General features: G+C 51.5%; 16 protein-coding genes. 6 read left to right on the top strand and 10 right to left on the bottom strand.

Going from position 1 to position 15768, the window contains the following annotated elements:
* Positions 1–66 precede the first annotated feature (66 nt).
* Together nanA and nanR are read right to left on the bottom strand one after the other, a co-directional pair.
* Positions 67–960 (bottom strand): N-acetylneuraminate lyase, encoded by an 894-nt coding sequence (gene nanA / locus M4I31_RS02560; RefSeq protein WP_085048633.1) that lies wholly within the window; start codon positions 958–960, stop codon positions 67–69.
* Between the two features lie 259 nt (positions 961–1219).
* On the bottom strand, positions 1220–2011 hold the full coding sequence (gene nanR / locus M4I31_RS02555) for a transcriptional regulator NanR (RefSeq protein WP_038634311.1): 792 nt from the start codon (positions 2009–2011) through the stop codon (positions 1220–1222).
* Positions 2012–2364: 353 nt separating this feature from the next.
* On the opposite strand from nanR, the gene dcuC reads away from it, so the two are divergent.
* Entirely contained in the window at positions 2365–3732 is a 1368-nt protein-coding gene (gene dcuC / locus M4I31_RS02550) for an anaerobic C4-dicarboxylate transporter DcuC (RefSeq protein WP_085048632.1), read from the top strand.
* Positions 3733–3787: 55 nt separating this feature from the next.
* Here the strand turns inward: dcuC and sspB are convergent, their stop codons facing one another.
* The 5 genes from sspB to zapE all read right to left on the bottom strand — a co-directional run bounded on the left by sspB (position 3788) and on the right by zapE (position 7431).
* Positions 3788–4291, bottom strand: coding sequence for a ClpXP protease specificity-enhancing factor (sspB, locus tag M4I31_RS02545; protein WP_038634317.1), 504 nt, complete (start codon positions 4289–4291; stop codon positions 3788–3790).
* Positions 4292–4296: 5 nt separating this feature from the next.
* On the bottom strand, positions 4297–4935 hold the full coding sequence (gene sspA / locus M4I31_RS02540; RefSeq protein WP_003025132.1) for a stringent starvation protein SspA: 639 nt from the start codon (positions 4933–4935) through the stop codon (positions 4297–4299).
* A gap of 316 nt (positions 4936–5251) precedes the next feature.
* Positions 5252–5644, bottom strand: coding sequence for a 30S ribosomal protein S9 (gene rpsI, locus M4I31_RS02535; protein WP_000829815.1), 393 nt, complete (start codon positions 5642–5644; stop codon positions 5252–5254).
* 15 nt (positions 5645–5659) lie between these two features.
* On the bottom strand, positions 5660–6088 hold the full coding sequence (rplM, locus tag M4I31_RS02530; RefSeq protein WP_003025141.1) for a 50S ribosomal protein L13: 429 nt from the start codon (positions 6086–6088) through the stop codon (positions 5660–5662).
* A 215-nt stretch (positions 6089–6303) separates the two neighbouring features.
* Entirely contained in the window at positions 6304–7431 is a 1128-nt protein-coding gene (zapE, locus tag M4I31_RS02525; RefSeq protein WP_085048631.1) for a cell division protein ZapE, read from the bottom strand.
* Between the two features lie 192 nt (positions 7432–7623).
* Here zapE and zapG point away from each other — a divergent pair, with 192 nt between their 5' ends.
* The 3 genes from zapG to degS all read left to right on the top strand — a co-directional run bounded on the left by zapG (position 7624) and on the right by degS (position 10715).
* Positions 7624–8022, top strand: coding sequence for a Z-ring associated protein ZapG (gene zapG / locus M4I31_RS02520; protein WP_003025147.1), 399 nt, complete (start codon positions 7624–7626; stop codon positions 8020–8022).
* A 168-nt stretch (positions 8023–8190) separates the two neighbouring features.
* Positions 8191–9558 carry a serine endoprotease DegQ gene (gene degQ, locus M4I31_RS02515; protein ID WP_038634331.1) on the top strand — a complete coding sequence of 456 codons (1368 nt, stop codon included), beginning with the start codon at positions 8191–8193 and terminating at the stop codon, positions 9556–9558.
* Positions 9559–9647: 89 nt separating this feature from the next.
* Positions 9648–10715 (top strand): outer membrane-stress sensor serine endopeptidase DegS, encoded by a 1068-nt coding sequence (gene degS, locus M4I31_RS02510; RefSeq protein WP_038634334.1) that lies wholly within the window; start codon positions 9648–9650, stop codon positions 10713–10715.
* A 146-nt stretch (positions 10716–10861) separates the two neighbouring features.
* Here degS and mdh read toward each other — a convergent pair whose 3' ends face one another.
* Positions 10862–11797 carry a malate dehydrogenase gene (mdh, locus tag M4I31_RS02505; protein WP_038634337.1) on the bottom strand — a complete coding sequence of 312 codons (936 nt, stop codon included), beginning with the start codon at positions 11795–11797 and terminating at the stop codon, positions 10862–10864.
* A 436-nt stretch (positions 11798–12233) separates the two neighbouring features.
* Between mdh and argR the strand changes: the two genes are divergently transcribed.
* Together argR and yhcN are read left to right on the top strand one after the other, a co-directional pair.
* A complete protein-coding gene (argR, locus tag M4I31_RS02500) occupies positions 12234–12704 on the top strand; it encodes a transcriptional regulator ArgR (RefSeq protein WP_003025162.1) in 471 nt (156 codons plus the stop codon).
* A 375-nt stretch (positions 12705–13079) separates the two neighbouring features.
* A complete protein-coding gene (yhcN, locus tag M4I31_RS02495; protein WP_038634340.1) occupies positions 13080–13346 on the top strand; it encodes a peroxide/acid stress response protein YhcN in 267 nt (88 codons plus the stop codon).
* A 56-nt stretch (positions 13347–13402) separates the two neighbouring features.
* On the opposite strand, the gene M4I31_RS02490 is transcribed toward yhcN, so the two are convergent.
* Complete coding sequence (locus tag M4I31_RS02490) at positions 13403–13681, bottom strand: hypothetical protein (protein WP_038634342.1); 279 nt, start codon at positions 13679–13681, stop codon at positions 13403–13405.
* 117 nt (positions 13682–13798) lie between these two features.
* Positions 13799–15766 (bottom strand): p-hydroxybenzoic acid efflux pump subunit AaeB, encoded by a 1968-nt coding sequence (aaeB, locus tag M4I31_RS02485; RefSeq protein ID WP_038634345.1) that lies wholly within the window; start codon positions 15764–15766, stop codon positions 13799–13801.
* Positions 15767–15768: the final 2 nt, after the last annotated feature.

The raw sequence follows: 15768 nt of genomic DNA, 5'->3' as shown, positions 1-15768 counted from the left end.
TTGCCTTATCCGGCCTACGGTCGAAAATCCAGGCCGGGCGAGCGAAGCGCCCCCGGCGACCCGCGATTACGCCTTTTCCGCCAGCAGTTGGTTAGCCAGCGCTTTCAGTTCCGGCAGATAGCGTTCATCTACCGGGGCAAACGGCTTACGACACAGCGGAACAGAAACTACGTCCATATAGTGCAGTACCGTTTTCAGGCCACGGAACACGCCAACCTTAATGAGCAGATCGATAACCTTATTGCATTCAGTTTGCAGCTTTTGTGCCGTCCGGATATCGCCTTCTTTGAGCGCTTTCACAATTCCCTGATAACGCCATCCCATGATGTTGTAAGTGCTACCGATACCGCCATCTGCGCCCGCCAGCAAACCAGAAGCGAAAATCTCGTCATAACCGTTATAAAGCACCAGATCGGGATGAGCGCGGCGGATCTGTTCCATCTGATAGAGATCGCCGGAAGTTTGCTTCAGCGCGCCAACGCCAGGTAGCGTCACCAGCGTGTTGATCTGATCCAGCGTCAGTTTTACGCCGCTCAGCGCCGGGATGTTATAGACCACCATCGGCAATCCATTCGCTGAATCAATAATTGCGCGGTAATGATCGCAGTGCTCTTCGAAGCTGAACGGATAGTAAAACGGCGTGACGGCTGAAACCGCATCAAAGCCGTAGCGATACGCGGCGCTCGCCAGCTGCTGGCTCTCTTCGGTGCTCACCGTGCCAACGTGGGCGATAAGCGTCACCTTGCCTTTCGCTTCTTCGGCAACAATTTCCAGCACCTGCTCTCTTTCAACGCGATGTTGGACAAAGGCCTCGCCCGTAGAGCCACCGACATAGAGCCCATCAATACCCTGGCCAATGTTGAAACGCACCAGCCGGCGCAGGCTCTCAACATCCAGCCGCTGTTGGTTATCGAATGGGGTTAACAACGCTGGCATTACGCCTTTTAGATCTCTTGCCATAACTACCTCTGTCGATGATTAGTGTTATCTGACTGCATACCTTTATACCTGTTATACCAGATCAAATAAGCAGCAATACAATACAGAACGCTTATAGTGCGATCTGCTTCACTAAACTCTTCATCCTTCGAGCCGCCTCTGCGTTGGCTGCGTTCGCTCCCCCCGGTCACATAGTTATCTATGCTCCAGGGGACTCGCTCTCTTGCCGCCTTGATGCAACTTGAATGATTTTGAGTTTAAACGATCGTCAGGATCGCGATCACTTACGCAATTTTTTATTTTTGCTGAAGGCGTGCCAGGTTGCGGAAACGCTGTTGAGGTGTTCTTGCAGTGCGCGGTCAGCTTCTTCAGGATCGCGCTGGCGAATTGCGTCGACAATGGCGATATGCTGCTGATAACTCACGTTGTTGTGCTCATACAACTCTTGATCGGCAACGGTTGGGCGGGCAGCAATCAGCCAGTCTAACAGCGCAACATGGATAGCCATAAAGATGGGATTGCCCGGAATCTCCGCCAGCACGCGGTGAAAATCAACGTCCGAGCGAATGAACAGCGTATTGTCATCCAGCGACTGGCTGTTGATCTCCAGTGCTTTCGCCAGTCTGTCGATTTGCTCGTCAGTAGCATGTTCTGCGGCATATCGTACCAGGCTGGATTCAAAGAACAGTCGCAACTGCTCGAAGTGGGCTATGCCGCCGGGATGCGCGAGGAAATCTTTGGCCATACCGGAGAGCTCGCTGATAATGGTATCAGCCGAAGGACGCGAAACGCGGGCGCGCTCGCCGTTGTTGATTTGTACCAGGCCTTTGCGTTTTAACGCTGCCAGCGCTTCTCGTACAGAAGGACGGCCCACGTTAAAGAAGGCCATCAGCTCCCGCTCAGACGGCAGTTGTTCCCCCTCGCCAAATTCCCGACGACGGATCATCTGCTCCAGTTCTTCTTCAACCATCTCAGACAGTTTTTTACGCGCCAGCGGGCGATTGCGTAAGCTACGGCCAATGGTGGATGGAGAGTCTTCAGCTTGCGAATCAAATGCGTTCATAGGGTCCATTCAGCTAAGTCGTGGTGACAAACAACAGCGGGTTTATCCTAACACAGGATCGAAAGCAGGGTGAAATGATGGTCATCCAGACAGTCTGGCTTATGAATAATATATTTAATATTATATTTCGCTTAAACATGCTGATTATCTTTAATTAAACAAGACCATATCAGCTTCGTGAAATTTATGAATATGAACGTGATAATTTATCATAACCCACTATTTTATAACAAAAAATAAATTAACCATTGCATTAAAAATAAGATACCCACTCCATAAAAAGTGCCCAGAAAAATATAACATCCATTTTGACAACAGCATTATTACCGGATTTATCATCTTCCCTGGCATGGAGTGAAACAATGTTCGGCATTATTATCTCTGTCATCGTTTTATTAACGATGGGTTACTTGATCCTCAAAAACTACAAACCCCAGGTCGTGCTGGCCGCAGCCGGGATCTTCCTGATGATCTGCGGCGTCTGGCTGGGTTACGGCGCGCTGGTCGCTGACGATAAAAGTAGCGGCTATCTCCTGGTCGATATTTACAACGAAATTCTGCGTATGCTCTCAAATCGGGCGGCAGGGCTGGGGTTATCCATCATGGCGGTGGGCGGTTATGCCCGTTATATGGACAGGATGGGGGCCAGCAGAGCGATGGTTAGCCTGTTAAGCCGACCGCTGAAGCTAATCCGTTCCCCCTATGTCGTGCTGGCCGCCACCTATGTGATTGGTCAGATCATGGCGCAGTTCATTACCAGCGCTTCCGGGTTAGGCATGCTGCTGATGGTGACGCTTTTCCCAACGCTGGTCAGTCTTGGCGTGAGTCGATTATCCGCGGTTGCGGTCATTGCTACCTCGATGTCGATTGAATGGGGCATTCTGGAAACCAACTCTATTTTTGCCGCGCAGGTCGCGGGCATGAAAATCGCCACCTACTTCTTCCATTATCAGCTCCCCGTCGCCTCATGCGTTATTGTCGCTGTCGCCATTGCGCATTTTTTCGTACAGCGCCGATTCGATAAAAAAACGTTACCGGAAAACAACGGGTTCGCTGAGCAAAAGACGCTGGAAGATGTGCCCCCGCTGTATTACGCCATTTTACCGGTGATGCCGCTGATCCTGATGCTGGGTTCACTGTTGCTGGCACATATGGGATTAATGCAGGCAGAGCTGAATCTGGTGGTGGTGATGCTCATGAGCATGACGCTGACCATGTTTGTCGAATTCCTGCATAAACATAATCTGCGCGAAACAATGGATGATGTGCAGGCTTTTTTTGACGGCATGGGGACGCAGTTTGCCAACGTTGTCACACTGGTGGTCGCCGGTGAGATCTTTGCCAAAGGGTTGACGACTATCGGCACAGTGGACGCCGTGATTAAAGGCGCGGAACACTCCGGCCTTGGCGGCATCGGCGTGATGATCATCATGGCCGTGGTCATCGCCGCCTGCGCGATCGTCATGGGATCAGGCAACGCACCGTTTATGTCTTTTGCCAGCCTGATCCCGGATATTGCCGCCGGGCTGCATATTCCGGCAGTGGTGATGATTATGCCGATGCATTTTGCCACTACGCTGGCCCGCGCGGTATCACCCATTACCGCGGTGATTGTCGTAACTTCAGGGATTGCCGGCGTGTCGCCCTTTGAGGTGGTAAAGCGCACCGCTATTCCGATGGCAGTAGGATTTGTGGTGAATATGATAGTCACCATCGCGCTGTTTTATTGATTGCGGAGCCAGAAAACAGAACAGGCCCGAAAGGGCCTGTTTTTTATTTCACTATTTACTTCACTACGCGTAGCGCTGGGCGCCCGCCGCGAGGCGGCGGCGGAGTGTCATCCGGATCGTTGTCGTCGCTGTTGTCAGGCTTATCGCCATCAATAACCGACATAACCGTTTCACTCTCAAAACCAGACGCTTCGTTGTCGTCATCATTTAAGCTGGCGACATCTTCGTCGTAGGCGGCTTCCGGTTCAAACATCGTACCGGCGCCGTTTTCACGAGCATAAATAGCCAGAACCGCAGCCAGCGGGACGGAAACCTGACGCGGCACACCACCGAAGCGCGCGTTAAAGCGTACTTCGTCGTTTGCCAGTTCCAGGTTCCCCACCGCGCGCGGTGCAATATTCAGAACTATTTGCCCGTCACGTGCGTATTCCATCGGAACCTGCACGTCCTGGAGCGTCACATCCACCACCAGATGCGGCGTGAGCTGGTTGTCTAACAACCACTCATAGAATGCGCGCAGCAGATACGGACGGCGTGGTGTTAGCTGTGGCAAATCCATACAGGTTAACCCCGGCCCAGACGCATTTCACGTTCAGGCTCAGTCAGAGAAGCCAGGAAAGAATCACGTTCAAAGACGCGAGTCATATAACCTTTCAGTTCTTTCGAACCGGCACCGTTGAATTCAATACCCAACTGCGGTAAACGCCACAGCAGCGGCGCCAGGTAGCAGTCTACCAGGCTGAACTCATCGCTCAGGAAGTAAGGTTTCTGACCGAATACTGGCGCAATTGCCAGTAGCTCTTCGCGCAGGCGCTTACGCGCGACCTCGGCTTCAGAAGCGGAACCGTTCACGATGACGTTCATCAGCGTGTACCAGTCTTTTTCGATACGCTGCATGTACAGGCGGCTTTCACCACGCGCAACCGGGTAAACCGGCATCAGCGGCGGATGCGGGAAGCGCTCATCCAGGTATTCCATAATGATGCGAGATTCCCACAGGGTCAGCTCACGATCCACCAGTGTCGGTACGCTCTGATTCGGGTTGAGGTCGATCAGATCCTGAGGTGGATTGTCCTTCTCCACGTGCTCAATCTCGAAACTAACACCTTTTTCAGCCAGCACGATGCGGACCTGATGGCTATAGATGTCAGTAGGACCAGAAAACAGCGTCATTACCGAACGTTTGTTGGCAGCGACAGCCATGAAAACCTCCAGGTATATTCAGAATTTTTACTGCTACCAGCCACTCAGTGACCAGCCAGAAGTGATGTCACCCAGACTCAGGAAAGCCATTACTGTTTAAAATACAAACAAAAAATGAGCGATACCTGACATTTGGGCAGAAAATTGGATGATAGTTTACCAGATTTTGTGACCTTTGTGGTGAGTCGATTCTTGAAATGGGAAAAAAGAGGTGGCAATCAGCGGATTACCGTGGTTCAAGGGAGAGAAATAGTGATAAAAAAACCCGCCGAAGCGGGTTTTTTCGCAAATTGTTGTCTGCCAAAGCAGAAAGCAATTAACGTTTGGAGAACTGCGGACGACGACGTGCTTTACGCAGACCGACTTTCTTACGTTCAACCTGACGAGCATCACGGGTAACGAAGCCAGCTTTACGCAGTTCGCCACGCAGGGATTCGTCGTACTCCATCAGAGCGCGGGTGATACCGTGACGGATCGCACCAGCCTGACCAGAGATACCACCACCTTTAACAGTGATGTACAGATCCAGTTTCTCAACCATGTCGACCAGTTCCAGCGGCTGACGAACTACCATGCGGGCAGTTTCACGACCGAAGTACTGTTCCAGAGAACGTTGGTTGATTACGATTTTACCGTTGCCCGGTTTGATGAAAACGCGAGCTGCGGAACTTTTGCGGCGACCAGTGCCGTAGTATTGATTTTCAGCCATTGCCTATAATCCCGATTAGATGTCAAGAACTTGCGGTTGCTGTGCCGCGTGGTTGTGCTCGTTGCCAGCGTAAACTTTCAGTTTACGGAACATAGCACGACCCAGAGGGCCTTTTGGCAGCATGCCTTTAACCGCGATTTCAAGCACACGCTCAGGACGACGAGCGATCATCTCTTCAAAGGTCGCTTGCTTGATACCACCGATGTGGCCGGTGTGGTGATAGTACACTTTGTCAGTACGCTTGTTGCCAGTTACAGCAACTTTGTCAGCGTTCAGAACGATGATGTAATCACCGGTATCTACGTGCGGAGTGTATTCCGCTTTGTGCTTACCGCGCAGGCGCAGAGCCAGTTCGGAAGCCAGACGACCCAGAGTCTTACCGGTCGCGTCAACAACATACCAGTCGCGTTTTACGGTTTCTGGTTTAGCTGTAAAAGTTTTCATTAAAAGCTTACCCAAATAAATAAGTTACACGTAGGTGTTCACCCAAACGTTTTAGTCAGTTGAGGTTCACACGACAAAGTCCGGCAAACCTACCCCTTCGAATAGCCTATGCCGGCGAGAAAGTTTTGGGAAAAAACTCTCTTGTAACGTGGGGTCGCAAGATTATAGAGAAGTCAGGGTCAAAGATCGACCCCTTTATGTGATTTGCGGCAGGTTTAACCGGCTAAATGTTCCCGCTTCAGGTACTCCTCGCTTTGCATCTCCTGCAAACGCGACAAACAACGCTGAAATTCAAACTTCAGACGCTCGCCCTGGTAGATCTCATATAAGGGAGATGCCGCACTCACCACCAGCTTGACGTGGCGTTCGTAGAACTCATCCACCAGCGCGATAAAGCGCCGCGCTTCGCTTTCCATCAGCATCGTCATGACCGGCACATCGAACAACAGCACCGTGTGAAACAGACGCGACAGCGCAATATAGTCATGCTGACTGCGGGCATCGACGCAGAGCGTGGTGAATGACACCGCCAGCGTTTGGTTTTCGACAGCCAGCGTCTGCATCGGACGATGGTTAATCTCCAGCATCGGCGCATGTTCACCTTTGGTTCCCGCTAATGCCAGCCACAGCTTATCCATCTGCTGGCGGGTTTCATCATTCAGTGGCGACAACCACAAATGCGCCTGCGTTAAGGTGCGCAGACGATAATCGACGCCGGCATCGACATTCATAATGTCACAATGCTGCTTGATGGCATCAATGGCAGGAAGAAAACGCGTGCGTTGCAAACCGTTACGATACAGTTCGTCAGGCGGAATATTGGAGGTCGCCACCAGCGTGATGCCTCGGGCAAACAGCGCCTTCATTAAGCCGCCAAGCAGCATGGCGTCGGTGATATCAGAAACAAAAAATTCGTCAAAGCACAGCACGTCCGTTTCGGCCTTAAAGCGGTCGGCAATGATTTCCAGCGGATCGCTATGCCCCTGCAGGGCGGTAAGCTCTTCATGGACGCGCAGCATAAAACGGTGAAAGTGCAAACGCTGTTTACGCCCCCCCGGCAAACTATGGTAGAACAGATCCATCAGCCAGGTCTTTCCACGTCCGACTCCGCCCCACATATACAAACCACGCACCGGCGGGTTGGTCGGCGACTCACGCTTGCCCAGCAATTTGCCAAACCGCGCCATCAGACCACTCTCCTGCGGCGCAGGTCGAGCTGGCGTCGTTAGCGCCTGGAAAATGGTTTCCAGTCGATTCACGGCTTCTTGTTGTACGCTGTCGGGCTGATGAGTGCCCTCTTTAAGGGCTTGCTGGTAACGCGATGTCGGGGAAAGGCTTTGCATGATGTTATTGTTATTCCTTGAGAATCGATGTGCCGTCGCTCACGGTTGACGAAAAAAAGGCCGTTCTACATTACGTGATATAAACACGGGATTCCACTTCTACGGGATTAGCGGTTATAGTGGCATAATCAGGCGCAGGCATGGAGCCTAAAGCCAACACCCTACGGAAACACAAGACAACGGGAGATGTTCATGACCTGGGAATATGCGCTAATTGGGTTAGTCGTCGGTATCATTATTGGTGCTGTAGCCATGCGTTTTGGTAATCGTAAATTACGCCAACAGCAGGCATTGCAGTACGAACTGGAAAAAAATAAAGCTGAGCTGGAAGAGTACCGCGAAGAGCTGGTGAGCCACTTTGCCCGCAGCGCTGAATTGCTGGATAACATGGCGGACGATTATCGTCAGATCTACCAGCATATGGCGAAAAGCTCGAGCAACCTGCTGCCAGGTATGTCGCCGGAAAACAACCCGTTCCGTAATCGTCTGGCAGAGTCCGAAGCTGGCAACGATCAGGCGCCGGTTCAGATGCCGCGTGACTATTCTGAAGGGGCCTCCGGCCTGCTGCGTAGTGGCGCAAAGCGCGACTAAACGCACATCATTAAGAAATTTATTGGGCGCAGTAATTGCGCCCTCCGCTTCTCTTCCCGTCCCAGCTATTATTTAGTCGTTAGCCTCATTGTGACCAAACCGAAAATTCAATAACATCAAACTGTTTTGAATCATCTTCCGTTTACTCAAGGTACGAGAGCAGGATCCATGAAAAAACAAACCCAGCTGTTGAGTGCATTAGCGTTAAGTGTCGGGTTAACTCTCTCGGCGCCATTCCCGGCCGTTGCGTCGATTCCCGGCCAGGTTCCCGGTCAGGCTGCGCTTCCCAGCCTCGCCCCGATGCTGGAAAAAGTGTTGCCTGCCGTGGTGAGCGTTAGGGTCGAAGGCACCGCAGTCCAAGGACAGAAAGTCCCGGAAGAGTTTAAAAAGTTTTTTGGTGATGAGCTTCCCGACCAACCTTCACAACCTTTTGAAGGGCTGGGCTCAGGGGTCATTATTGATGCCGCAAAAGGCTACGTCCTGACCAATAACCACGTCATTAATCAGGCGCAAAAAATCAGCGTTCAGCTTAACGATGGCCGAGAGTTCGAGGCGAAGCTGATCGGCAGTGACGATCAGAGCGATATCGCCCTGCTGCAAATTCAACACCCCAGTAACCTGACGCAAATCGCCATTGCCGACTCCGACAAACTCCGCGTGGGTGATTTCGCGGTAGCCGTGGGTAACCCGTTCGGTCTCGGGCAAACCGCCACTTCCGGCATTGTATCGGCGTTGGGTCGCAGCGGTCTGAACCTGGAGGGTCTGGAAAACTTTATTCAGACCGACGCCTCTATCAACCGGGGAAACTCCGGCGGCGCGTTACTTAATCTCAACGGTGAGTTGATTGGCATTAACACCGCGATTCTGGCGCCCGGCGGCGGCAGCATCGGCATTGGTTTTGCGATTCCGAGCAACATGGCGCGCACGCTGGCGCAACAGTTGATGCAGTTTGGCGAAATCAAACGCGGTCTGTTAGGGATTAAAGGTACCGAAATGACCGCCGACATCGCCAAAGCGTTCAATCTGAATGTGCAACGCGGCGCGTTTGTCAGCGAGGTTCTGCCTAACTCAGGTTCTGCCAAGGCGGGGGTGAAATCCGGTGACGTCATTACCAGTCTCAACGATAAACCACTCAGCAGCTTTGCCGAACTGCGTTCACGCATTGCGACAACTGAACCAGGAACCAAGGTCAAACTGGGGCTACTGCGTAACGGTAAACCGCTGGAGGTTGAAGTCACCCTTGATACCAGCACGTCATCGTCCGCCAGCGCAGAAATGATCGCCCCTGCGTTGCAAGGCGCTACGCTCAGCGATGGTCAGTTAAAAGATGGCACCAAAGGCATCAAAATTGATAACGTTGAAAAAAGTAGCCCAGCCGCGCAGGCCGGTCTGCATAAAGATGACGTTATCATTGGCGTTAACCGCGATCGCGTAAACTCGATTGCCGAAATGCGTAAGGTGCTGGAAACGAAGCCGTCGATCATTGCTCTGCAAGTGGTTCGCGGTAACGAGAGTATTTACCTGCTCCTGCGTTAACGCATTAAACCGGACATCCCCTCCCCGTGTGATGTCCGGTAAACTCGTGATATGCTGCTGCCGTTCCCTTTTTTAATGACGCCGCCATCATGTTTGTGAAGCTTTTACGTTCGGTCGCGATTGGTTTAATCGTCGGCGCCATTCTGCTGGCGGCGATGCCCTCTCTGCGCAAAATTAATACTCTTACCACACCGCAGTTCGACAGTGCAGATGAAACGCCCGCCAGCTATAACCCAGCGGTTCGCCGTGCTGCACCTGCCGTCGTTAACGTTTATAACCGCAGTATGAACAGCACTGCGCATAACCAGCTTGAGATCCGTACGCTCGGCTCAGGCGTTATCATGGATCAGCGCGGCTATATCATTACCAATAAGCACGTCATTAATGATGCTGACCAAATCATCGTCGCATTACAGGATGGACGTGTATTTGAAGCGCTGCTCGTGGGCTCTGATACGTTAACCGACCTTGCGGTGCTGAAAATCAATGCGACTGGTGGACTGCCGACCATCCCCATTAATAACAAGCGTGTGCCGCACATTGGCGATGTGGTGCTCGCCATCGGTAACCCGTACAACCTTGGGCAAACCATTACCCAGGGGATCATTAGCGCCACCGGCCGTATTGGGCTGAACCCGACAGGACGCCAAAACTTCCTGCAAACGGATGCCTCCATCAACCACGGTAACTCCGGCGGTGCGCTGGTCAACTCATTGGGTGAACTGATGGGCATTAATACGCTGTCATTTGATAAGAGTAACGACGGCGAAACCCCGGAAGGTATTGGCTTTGCCATTCCGTTTCAGTTGGCAACCAAAATTATGGATAAGCTGATTCGTGACGGGCGCGTGATTCGCGGCTATATCGGCATCAGCGGTCGTGAAATTGCGCCACTGCACGCGCAAGGCAGCGGGATGGATCAAATTCAGGGGATAGTGGTTAACGAAGTGGCTCCGGACGGTCCGGCAGCCCAGGCAGGTATTCAGGTCAACGATCTGATCATTTCGGTCAATAATAAACCGGCAGTATCCGCTCTTGAGACCATGGATCAGGTGGCTGAAATTCGCCCAGGTTCGGTCATCTCCGTGGTCGTGATGCGCGATGACAAACAGCTGACGCTGCAGGTGACGATTCAGGAATACCCGGCCACCAACTAACGTCACGTCCTGGCTGCCTACTTACCATGAAAAACCGGAGCACATTGGCTCCGGTTTTTATTAGGCGATATCGTAGAGAGTTAGCACGTAATGCCTGATAGCGCGCAGCTTTCAGGCCTACAAATACACGCTGGCCTCTCTTCGCGTTACTTAACGAATTCTTCGCCCAGAGTAATATCTTTCTTCAGCGTGTCCAGCATGCCTTCCAGCGCGCTTTGCTCAAACGCGCTCAGCTTACCGATGGACTGACGCTCTTCTACGCCGTTTTTGCCCAGCAGCAACGGCTGAGAGAAGAAGCGAGCATACTGGCCGTCGCCTTCAACGTAAGCACATTCAACCACGCCTTTTTCGCCGCTCAGTGCGCGAACCAGTGACAGGCCGAAACGTGCTGCGGCCTGACCCATAGACAGGGTAGCAGATCCGCCACCGGCTTTAGCTTCCACAACTTCAGTACCCGCGTTCTGGATACGTTTGGTCAGGTCAGCCGCTTCTTGCTCGGTGAAGCTCACGCCAGGAATTTGTGACAGCAATGGCAGAATGGTCACGCCAGAGTGGCCGCCAATAACCGGGACTTCAACGTCGCCAGGCTGTTTGCCTTTCAGTTCCGCAACAAAGGTATTGGAGCGGATAATGTCCAGCGTGGTCACGCCAAACAGTTTGTTCTTATCGTATACGCCTGCTTTTTTCAGCACTTCTGCAGCGATAGCAACGGTCGTGTTTACCGGGTTGGTGATGATACCGATACATGCTTTCGGACAGGTTTTAGCAACCTGCTGCACCAGGTTCTTCACGATACCGGCGTTGACGTTGAACAGGTCGGAACGATCCATACCCGGTTTACGCGCGACGCCCGCAGAGATCAGTACCACATCAGCACCTTCCAGTGCAGGGGTAGCGTCTTCGCCGCTGAAGCCTTTGATTTTCACAGCAGTAGGGATATGGCTCAAATCAACGGCCACACCAGGCGTTACTGGAGCGATGTCATACAGGGAGAGTTCTGAACCTGAAGGCAGTTGGGTTTTTAACAGTAATGCTAGCGCCTGACCGATACCACCAGCAGCGCCGAGGACTGCAACTTTCATCCTAAACTCCTTATTATATTGATAAGCAAAGTGTCTATTGCTCCGCGGCGGCGACCTTAATTCACAAATCCAACGAATACAACAACCACGCGTCAAGAATGCGTAGTCACGCAAATTTGGCTTTTATGCATTTAACTTACGTAAAATAAAACCTAAGTTACGTAATTCAAAACCACCCGCCCAGTAGAGCAACTTTCCAACAGGTGCTGACAATATACCCTACCCACCTCTCAAAACAACATCAATTTGATAACAATTAATTTACTTTTAACCTTATTTGCGAGCCGTGACACAGGCATGTTTCTTGATAACGAAATTTGATAAAATTCCGCTCTTTCATAACATTATTTCAGCCTTTACCAGGGCAGACCGTTTGCATAAAAATTCATCTGTATGCACAATAATGTTGATTCTACCGCCATATTACGGGTGACTTATGCGAAGCTCGGCAAAACAAGAAGAATTAGTGAAGGCGTTTAAAGCGCTACTTAAAGAAGAAAAGTTCAGCTCTCAGGGCGAAATCGTCCTCGCCTTGCAGGATCAGGGCTTTGATAATATCAATCAGTCCAAGGTTTCACGCATGCTGACCAAGTTTGGCGCCGTGCGTACACGCAATGCGAAAATGGAAATGGTGTACTGCCTGCCGGCTGAGTTGGGGGTGCCGACAACCTCCAGCCCGCTGAAAAATTTGGTACTGGATATCGACTACAACGATGCGGTCGTGGTTATTCACACCAGCCCCGGCGCCGCTCAGTTGATTGCCCGTCTGTTGGATTCGTTGGGTAAAGCGGAAGGTATTTTGGGAACGATTGCCGGTGACGATACCATCTTCACCACGCCAGCTAAGGGTTTTACGGTAAAAGATCTGTACGAAGCCATTCTGGAGCTGTTCGAACAAGAACTGTAATACCTCCTTCCCCGTCGTCTCCCGGCGGGGAAAAACCTCTGCTTCCCCCTCTTGGTTCTATTTTCCACTGCCATTCGTTTAACAAATGGTGCGTTTAACCGCTAAAATTCGTTCACATAGTGAATATGAAGGCTGAAAAACGCACATTTTGCAAAATACAGTATCTCATTGATTTTAATTAATTTAATTCTATATGAATGTTAAAAACGCCAGTTTTAATTCCTTTAAGTTATAAAAAATAATCCCCTTAAAACCTAATAACCACAGAAACAATTAGCGTGGTATTAATTTATCGCGTTATTAGTGTATACTTGATTTTGTGATGAGGGTCACGAAACAAGACCCACAATAAAAGAATTCGACGAGGTAAATATCATGAAAATCAAAACTACTGTTGCAACTTTAAGTCTTCTTTCTGTTCTCTCTTTCGGTGCAAGCGCCGCGGTTACTCAGGTGAACTCACAAGAAGCACAGAACCTGCAATCCATGGGTAGCATCTCTGTATCTCAGATCGGTAGTTCACCAATGGATATGCGTCAGGCTATCGCCGCTAAAGCTGAAAAAGCGGGTGCCAGCAGCTATCGCGTCACTGAACTCCGTGAAGGTGCTCACTGGCACGCGACTGCAGAACTGTACAAATAAACCCTCGTCGTCTAAACCGACGACTTGCCCCCGCCTGCCGGGGGCTTTTTTATACCTTACATTGAGTGACGAACATTAAAACGCAACTGCCCTTCCAGCTCTTCTTCCGCTTCATCGAACAGTAATATTAATGCGCCATATCGCCTGCGTAGTTTGTCCGGCAAATGGACAAATTCAATCTCCACCGGCAGCGGCAAGACATCTCCGGTAACGACCTCCCACAGAGAATCTAAATCGACCACTTTTTCCCGGGTCAGACCAAATGCGCGCGTAAATTCGCGGTAGAAATCCCCCTGGTCTTCTATCTCGTCAAAATCAAACGTATAGATGTTCATCTATAGCCACCATCCCGACGCCAGTCACTCTACGGACCACCAATATGCAGGGCCTCCCGCATTTCAGGTAAGTATAGCCATAAAAAAACCGACGCTTCTGGCATCGGTTTTTTGTGCTTAATTGCTGGTCAGCGCGTGCTGGTATTTGTGTAGCATTCCACTGAGTCGTTTTACCGGCTCGGTCACCTGTGGAGGGGCTTGCCAGATGATTAACTTCTCCTGATAGATCTCAAGCTCTTCCAGCAACTGGCTAAAGTAGCGGCGGCGTTTATCGTCATTTCCTGCTGAAATCACATGATCGGCGGTGCGACGCAGCTGGCGATGGAAGGCAGATAAATCCTCATTTACCGGTACCGGCGCATCGCGCAAACGCTGATGCGCGATAATCATCGTCAGCGCCAGGCGAAACTTCGCCAGGTCGCCGGGGAATTTGTTCATCAGTAAAAACAACTGCTGATAAAGCGCCGGAAGGTGGTTTTCTTTACGACGAACCACGTTGGTAGTCATTGCAGAAACCGCCGCGGAGACAAACTGGTTGAGTAACACGCGACCAGTTCTGTCCCGCGAGTTATCGCGCACCAGCAGAATGACGATAAACGCCAGCACACAACCAACAATCTGCCCCAGCGCACTGTCAAGAAACTGGCTAAAGTGGAAGGTCATCGGGTTATCCAGCACGATGATATTAATGGTGCTGGCCAGCGCGCCCATCGATCCCAGCCGTCGTTTCTGCACCTCGATTCCCAGAAAGAAACCCAGCACGGCCAGGCTCAGACACAACAACAGCATACTTTGCTGCGTATTGGGGATAATCACCAGAAAATAGAGCGCCCCAAGTGGTAATGCCGCCAACGTACCGTAGATAAAATCTATCGCCACCATCCGAGGGTTAGGCAGGCGCATTGCCAGCGAGGTGACAACCGCAATCATAACCATCGCGCCGCTGCCGGATGTCCAGCCAGTCCACAGCCAGAATAAGGTGCCCAGCACACAGGAGAGCGTGGTACGCCAGAAGTTGACCATCGCATGGTGACGCTCGGCGGACTCCACTTTCACTACCGGCTCGCCTTGCAGGATCTCTTCTTCCGTCGCGCTAATTTTTGTATTACTCACCACACCGCGTTTCAGTAGCAAGTAGCGCGTCGCCGCACCTGCCCAGCTATAAATCGTTACCGGTGTTTCACGTTCGCCAGTCCAGACAATAACCCGACGCATCCGCTTCAACTGTTTATGGACATCCTGCACCGTTTCAACCGGCGTATCGAACAACTCGCGGAAGGTGTCGGTGATAAGTTCCGGGCGGGTATTTTGAATAAGGTAAGTTTCACAGGACTGAGTAATGAGCGTGAGCGACAGCGTGTTTAATGCTTTGAGTCTGCGATTAGCACGCACCCAACGTGAAGACTCCATATTGAGGTTGCTGCGCATGCCCTCCAGCGCCGCCGTTCGACGGACTAAATCGCCCCAGGCTTTGTCCACTTCTTCACTGTCGCCATGCTTTATACACAACTGCATAAGCTGATACTGCGCCACCAGCAGGCTGTCCAGTTCGACATCAATTTCCTGTTTCACCGAGCGGGGCGAAAAGAGCAGATCGGCAACAATGGCGCAGACAATCCCCATCACAATCTCGCTGCAACGCTCAAGTGCAAATTGCGGCGTCAACAACGGTTCAGCCTGGATAGTAATGACGATGATCAGCGCCGTATAACCCGAAAGTCCCCAGGCATAGGAATTCTCGATCTTCACCAGCGACGAGATCCAGGTACAAAAACCGGCCCAGATACAACACACCAGGATCATCAACAACGGAGCGCGGATCATGCTGATAATAATGATCAGGGCGGCAATACAGCCAATAAATGTGCCGACGATACGCAGCATCCCGCGGTAGCGGATGGCGCCTGAATAGGGTTCCCCACCGGCGGCAAAAGCCGGGCCTGCTGCCACAATTGCTGCGGTTAACACCGCCCAACGCGGAGTCTCAAGCTGAAAGTGAAAACCAACGAACAGCGCCAGGACAATTGCGCACGCCAGTTTTACCGCGAAGCGGATATGCTGGTTAGCAATGGAAAAAATACCCATCG

Origin of the sequence: Citrobacter sp. XT1-2-2, from assembly GCF_023516235.1 — a bacterium.
GTDB classification, from domain to species: domain Bacteria; phylum Pseudomonadota; class Gammaproteobacteria; order Enterobacterales; family Enterobacteriaceae; genus Citrobacter; species Citrobacter werkmanii.
Note: the sequence above shows the minus strand (reverse complement) of the source record. Positions and strands in the feature narration are given on the sequence as shown.

Excerpts from the sequence above, each read along its gene's own strand:
- zapG (WP_003025147.1), top strand. The coding sequence starts at position 7,624 with ATGACCTGGGAATATGCGCTAATTGGGTTAGTCGTCGGTATCATTATT.
- nanA (WP_085048633.1), bottom strand. The coding sequence starts at position 960 with ATGGCAAGAGATCTAAAAGGCGTAATGCCAGCGTTGTTAACCCCATTC.
- yhcN (WP_038634340.1), top strand. The coding sequence starts at position 13,080 with ATGAAAATCAAAACTACTGTTGCAACTTTAAGTCTTCTTTCTGTTCTC.
- zapE (WP_085048631.1), bottom strand. The coding sequence starts at position 7,431 with ATGCAAAGCCTTTCCCCGACATCGCGTTACCAGCAAGCCCTTAAAGAG.
- degQ (WP_038634331.1), top strand. The coding sequence starts at position 8,191 with ATGAAAAAACAAACCCAGCTGTTGAGTGCATTAGCGTTAAGTGTCGGG.
- degS (WP_038634334.1), top strand. The coding sequence starts at position 9,648 with ATGTTTGTGAAGCTTTTACGTTCGGTCGCGATTGGTTTAATCGTCGGC.
- rplM (WP_003025141.1), bottom strand. The coding sequence starts at position 6,088 with ATGAAAACTTTTACAGCTAAACCAGAAACCGTAAAACGCGACTGGTAT.
- rpsI (WP_000829815.1), bottom strand. The coding sequence starts at position 5,644 with ATGGCTGAAAATCAATACTACGGCACTGGTCGCCGCAAAAGTTCCGCA.
- mdh (WP_038634337.1), bottom strand. The coding sequence starts at position 11,797 with ATGAAAGTTGCAGTCCTCGGCGCTGCTGGTGGTATCGGTCAGGCGCTA.
- sspA (WP_003025132.1), bottom strand. The coding sequence starts at position 4,935 with ATGGCTGTCGCTGCCAACAAACGTTCGGTAATGACGCTGTTTTCTGGT.
- dcuC (WP_085048632.1), top strand. The coding sequence starts at position 2,365 with ATGTTCGGCATTATTATCTCTGTCATCGTTTTATTAACGATGGGTTAC.
- sspB (WP_038634317.1), bottom strand. The coding sequence starts at position 4,291 with ATGGATTTGCCACAGCTAACACCACGCCGTCCGTATCTGCTGCGCGCA.
- M4I31_RS02490 (WP_038634342.1), bottom strand. The coding sequence starts at position 13,681 with ATGAACATCTATACGTTTGATTTTGACGAGATAGAAGACCAGGGGGAT.
- argR (WP_003025162.1), top strand. The coding sequence starts at position 12,234 with ATGCGAAGCTCGGCAAAACAAGAAGAATTAGTGAAGGCGTTTAAAGCG.
- nanR (WP_038634311.1), bottom strand. The coding sequence starts at position 2,011 with ATGGACCCTATGAACGCATTTGATTCGCAAGCTGAAGACTCTCCATCC.
- aaeB (WP_038634345.1), bottom strand. The coding sequence starts at position 15,766 with ATGGGTATTTTTTCCATTGCTAACCAGCATATCCGCTTCGCGGTAAAA.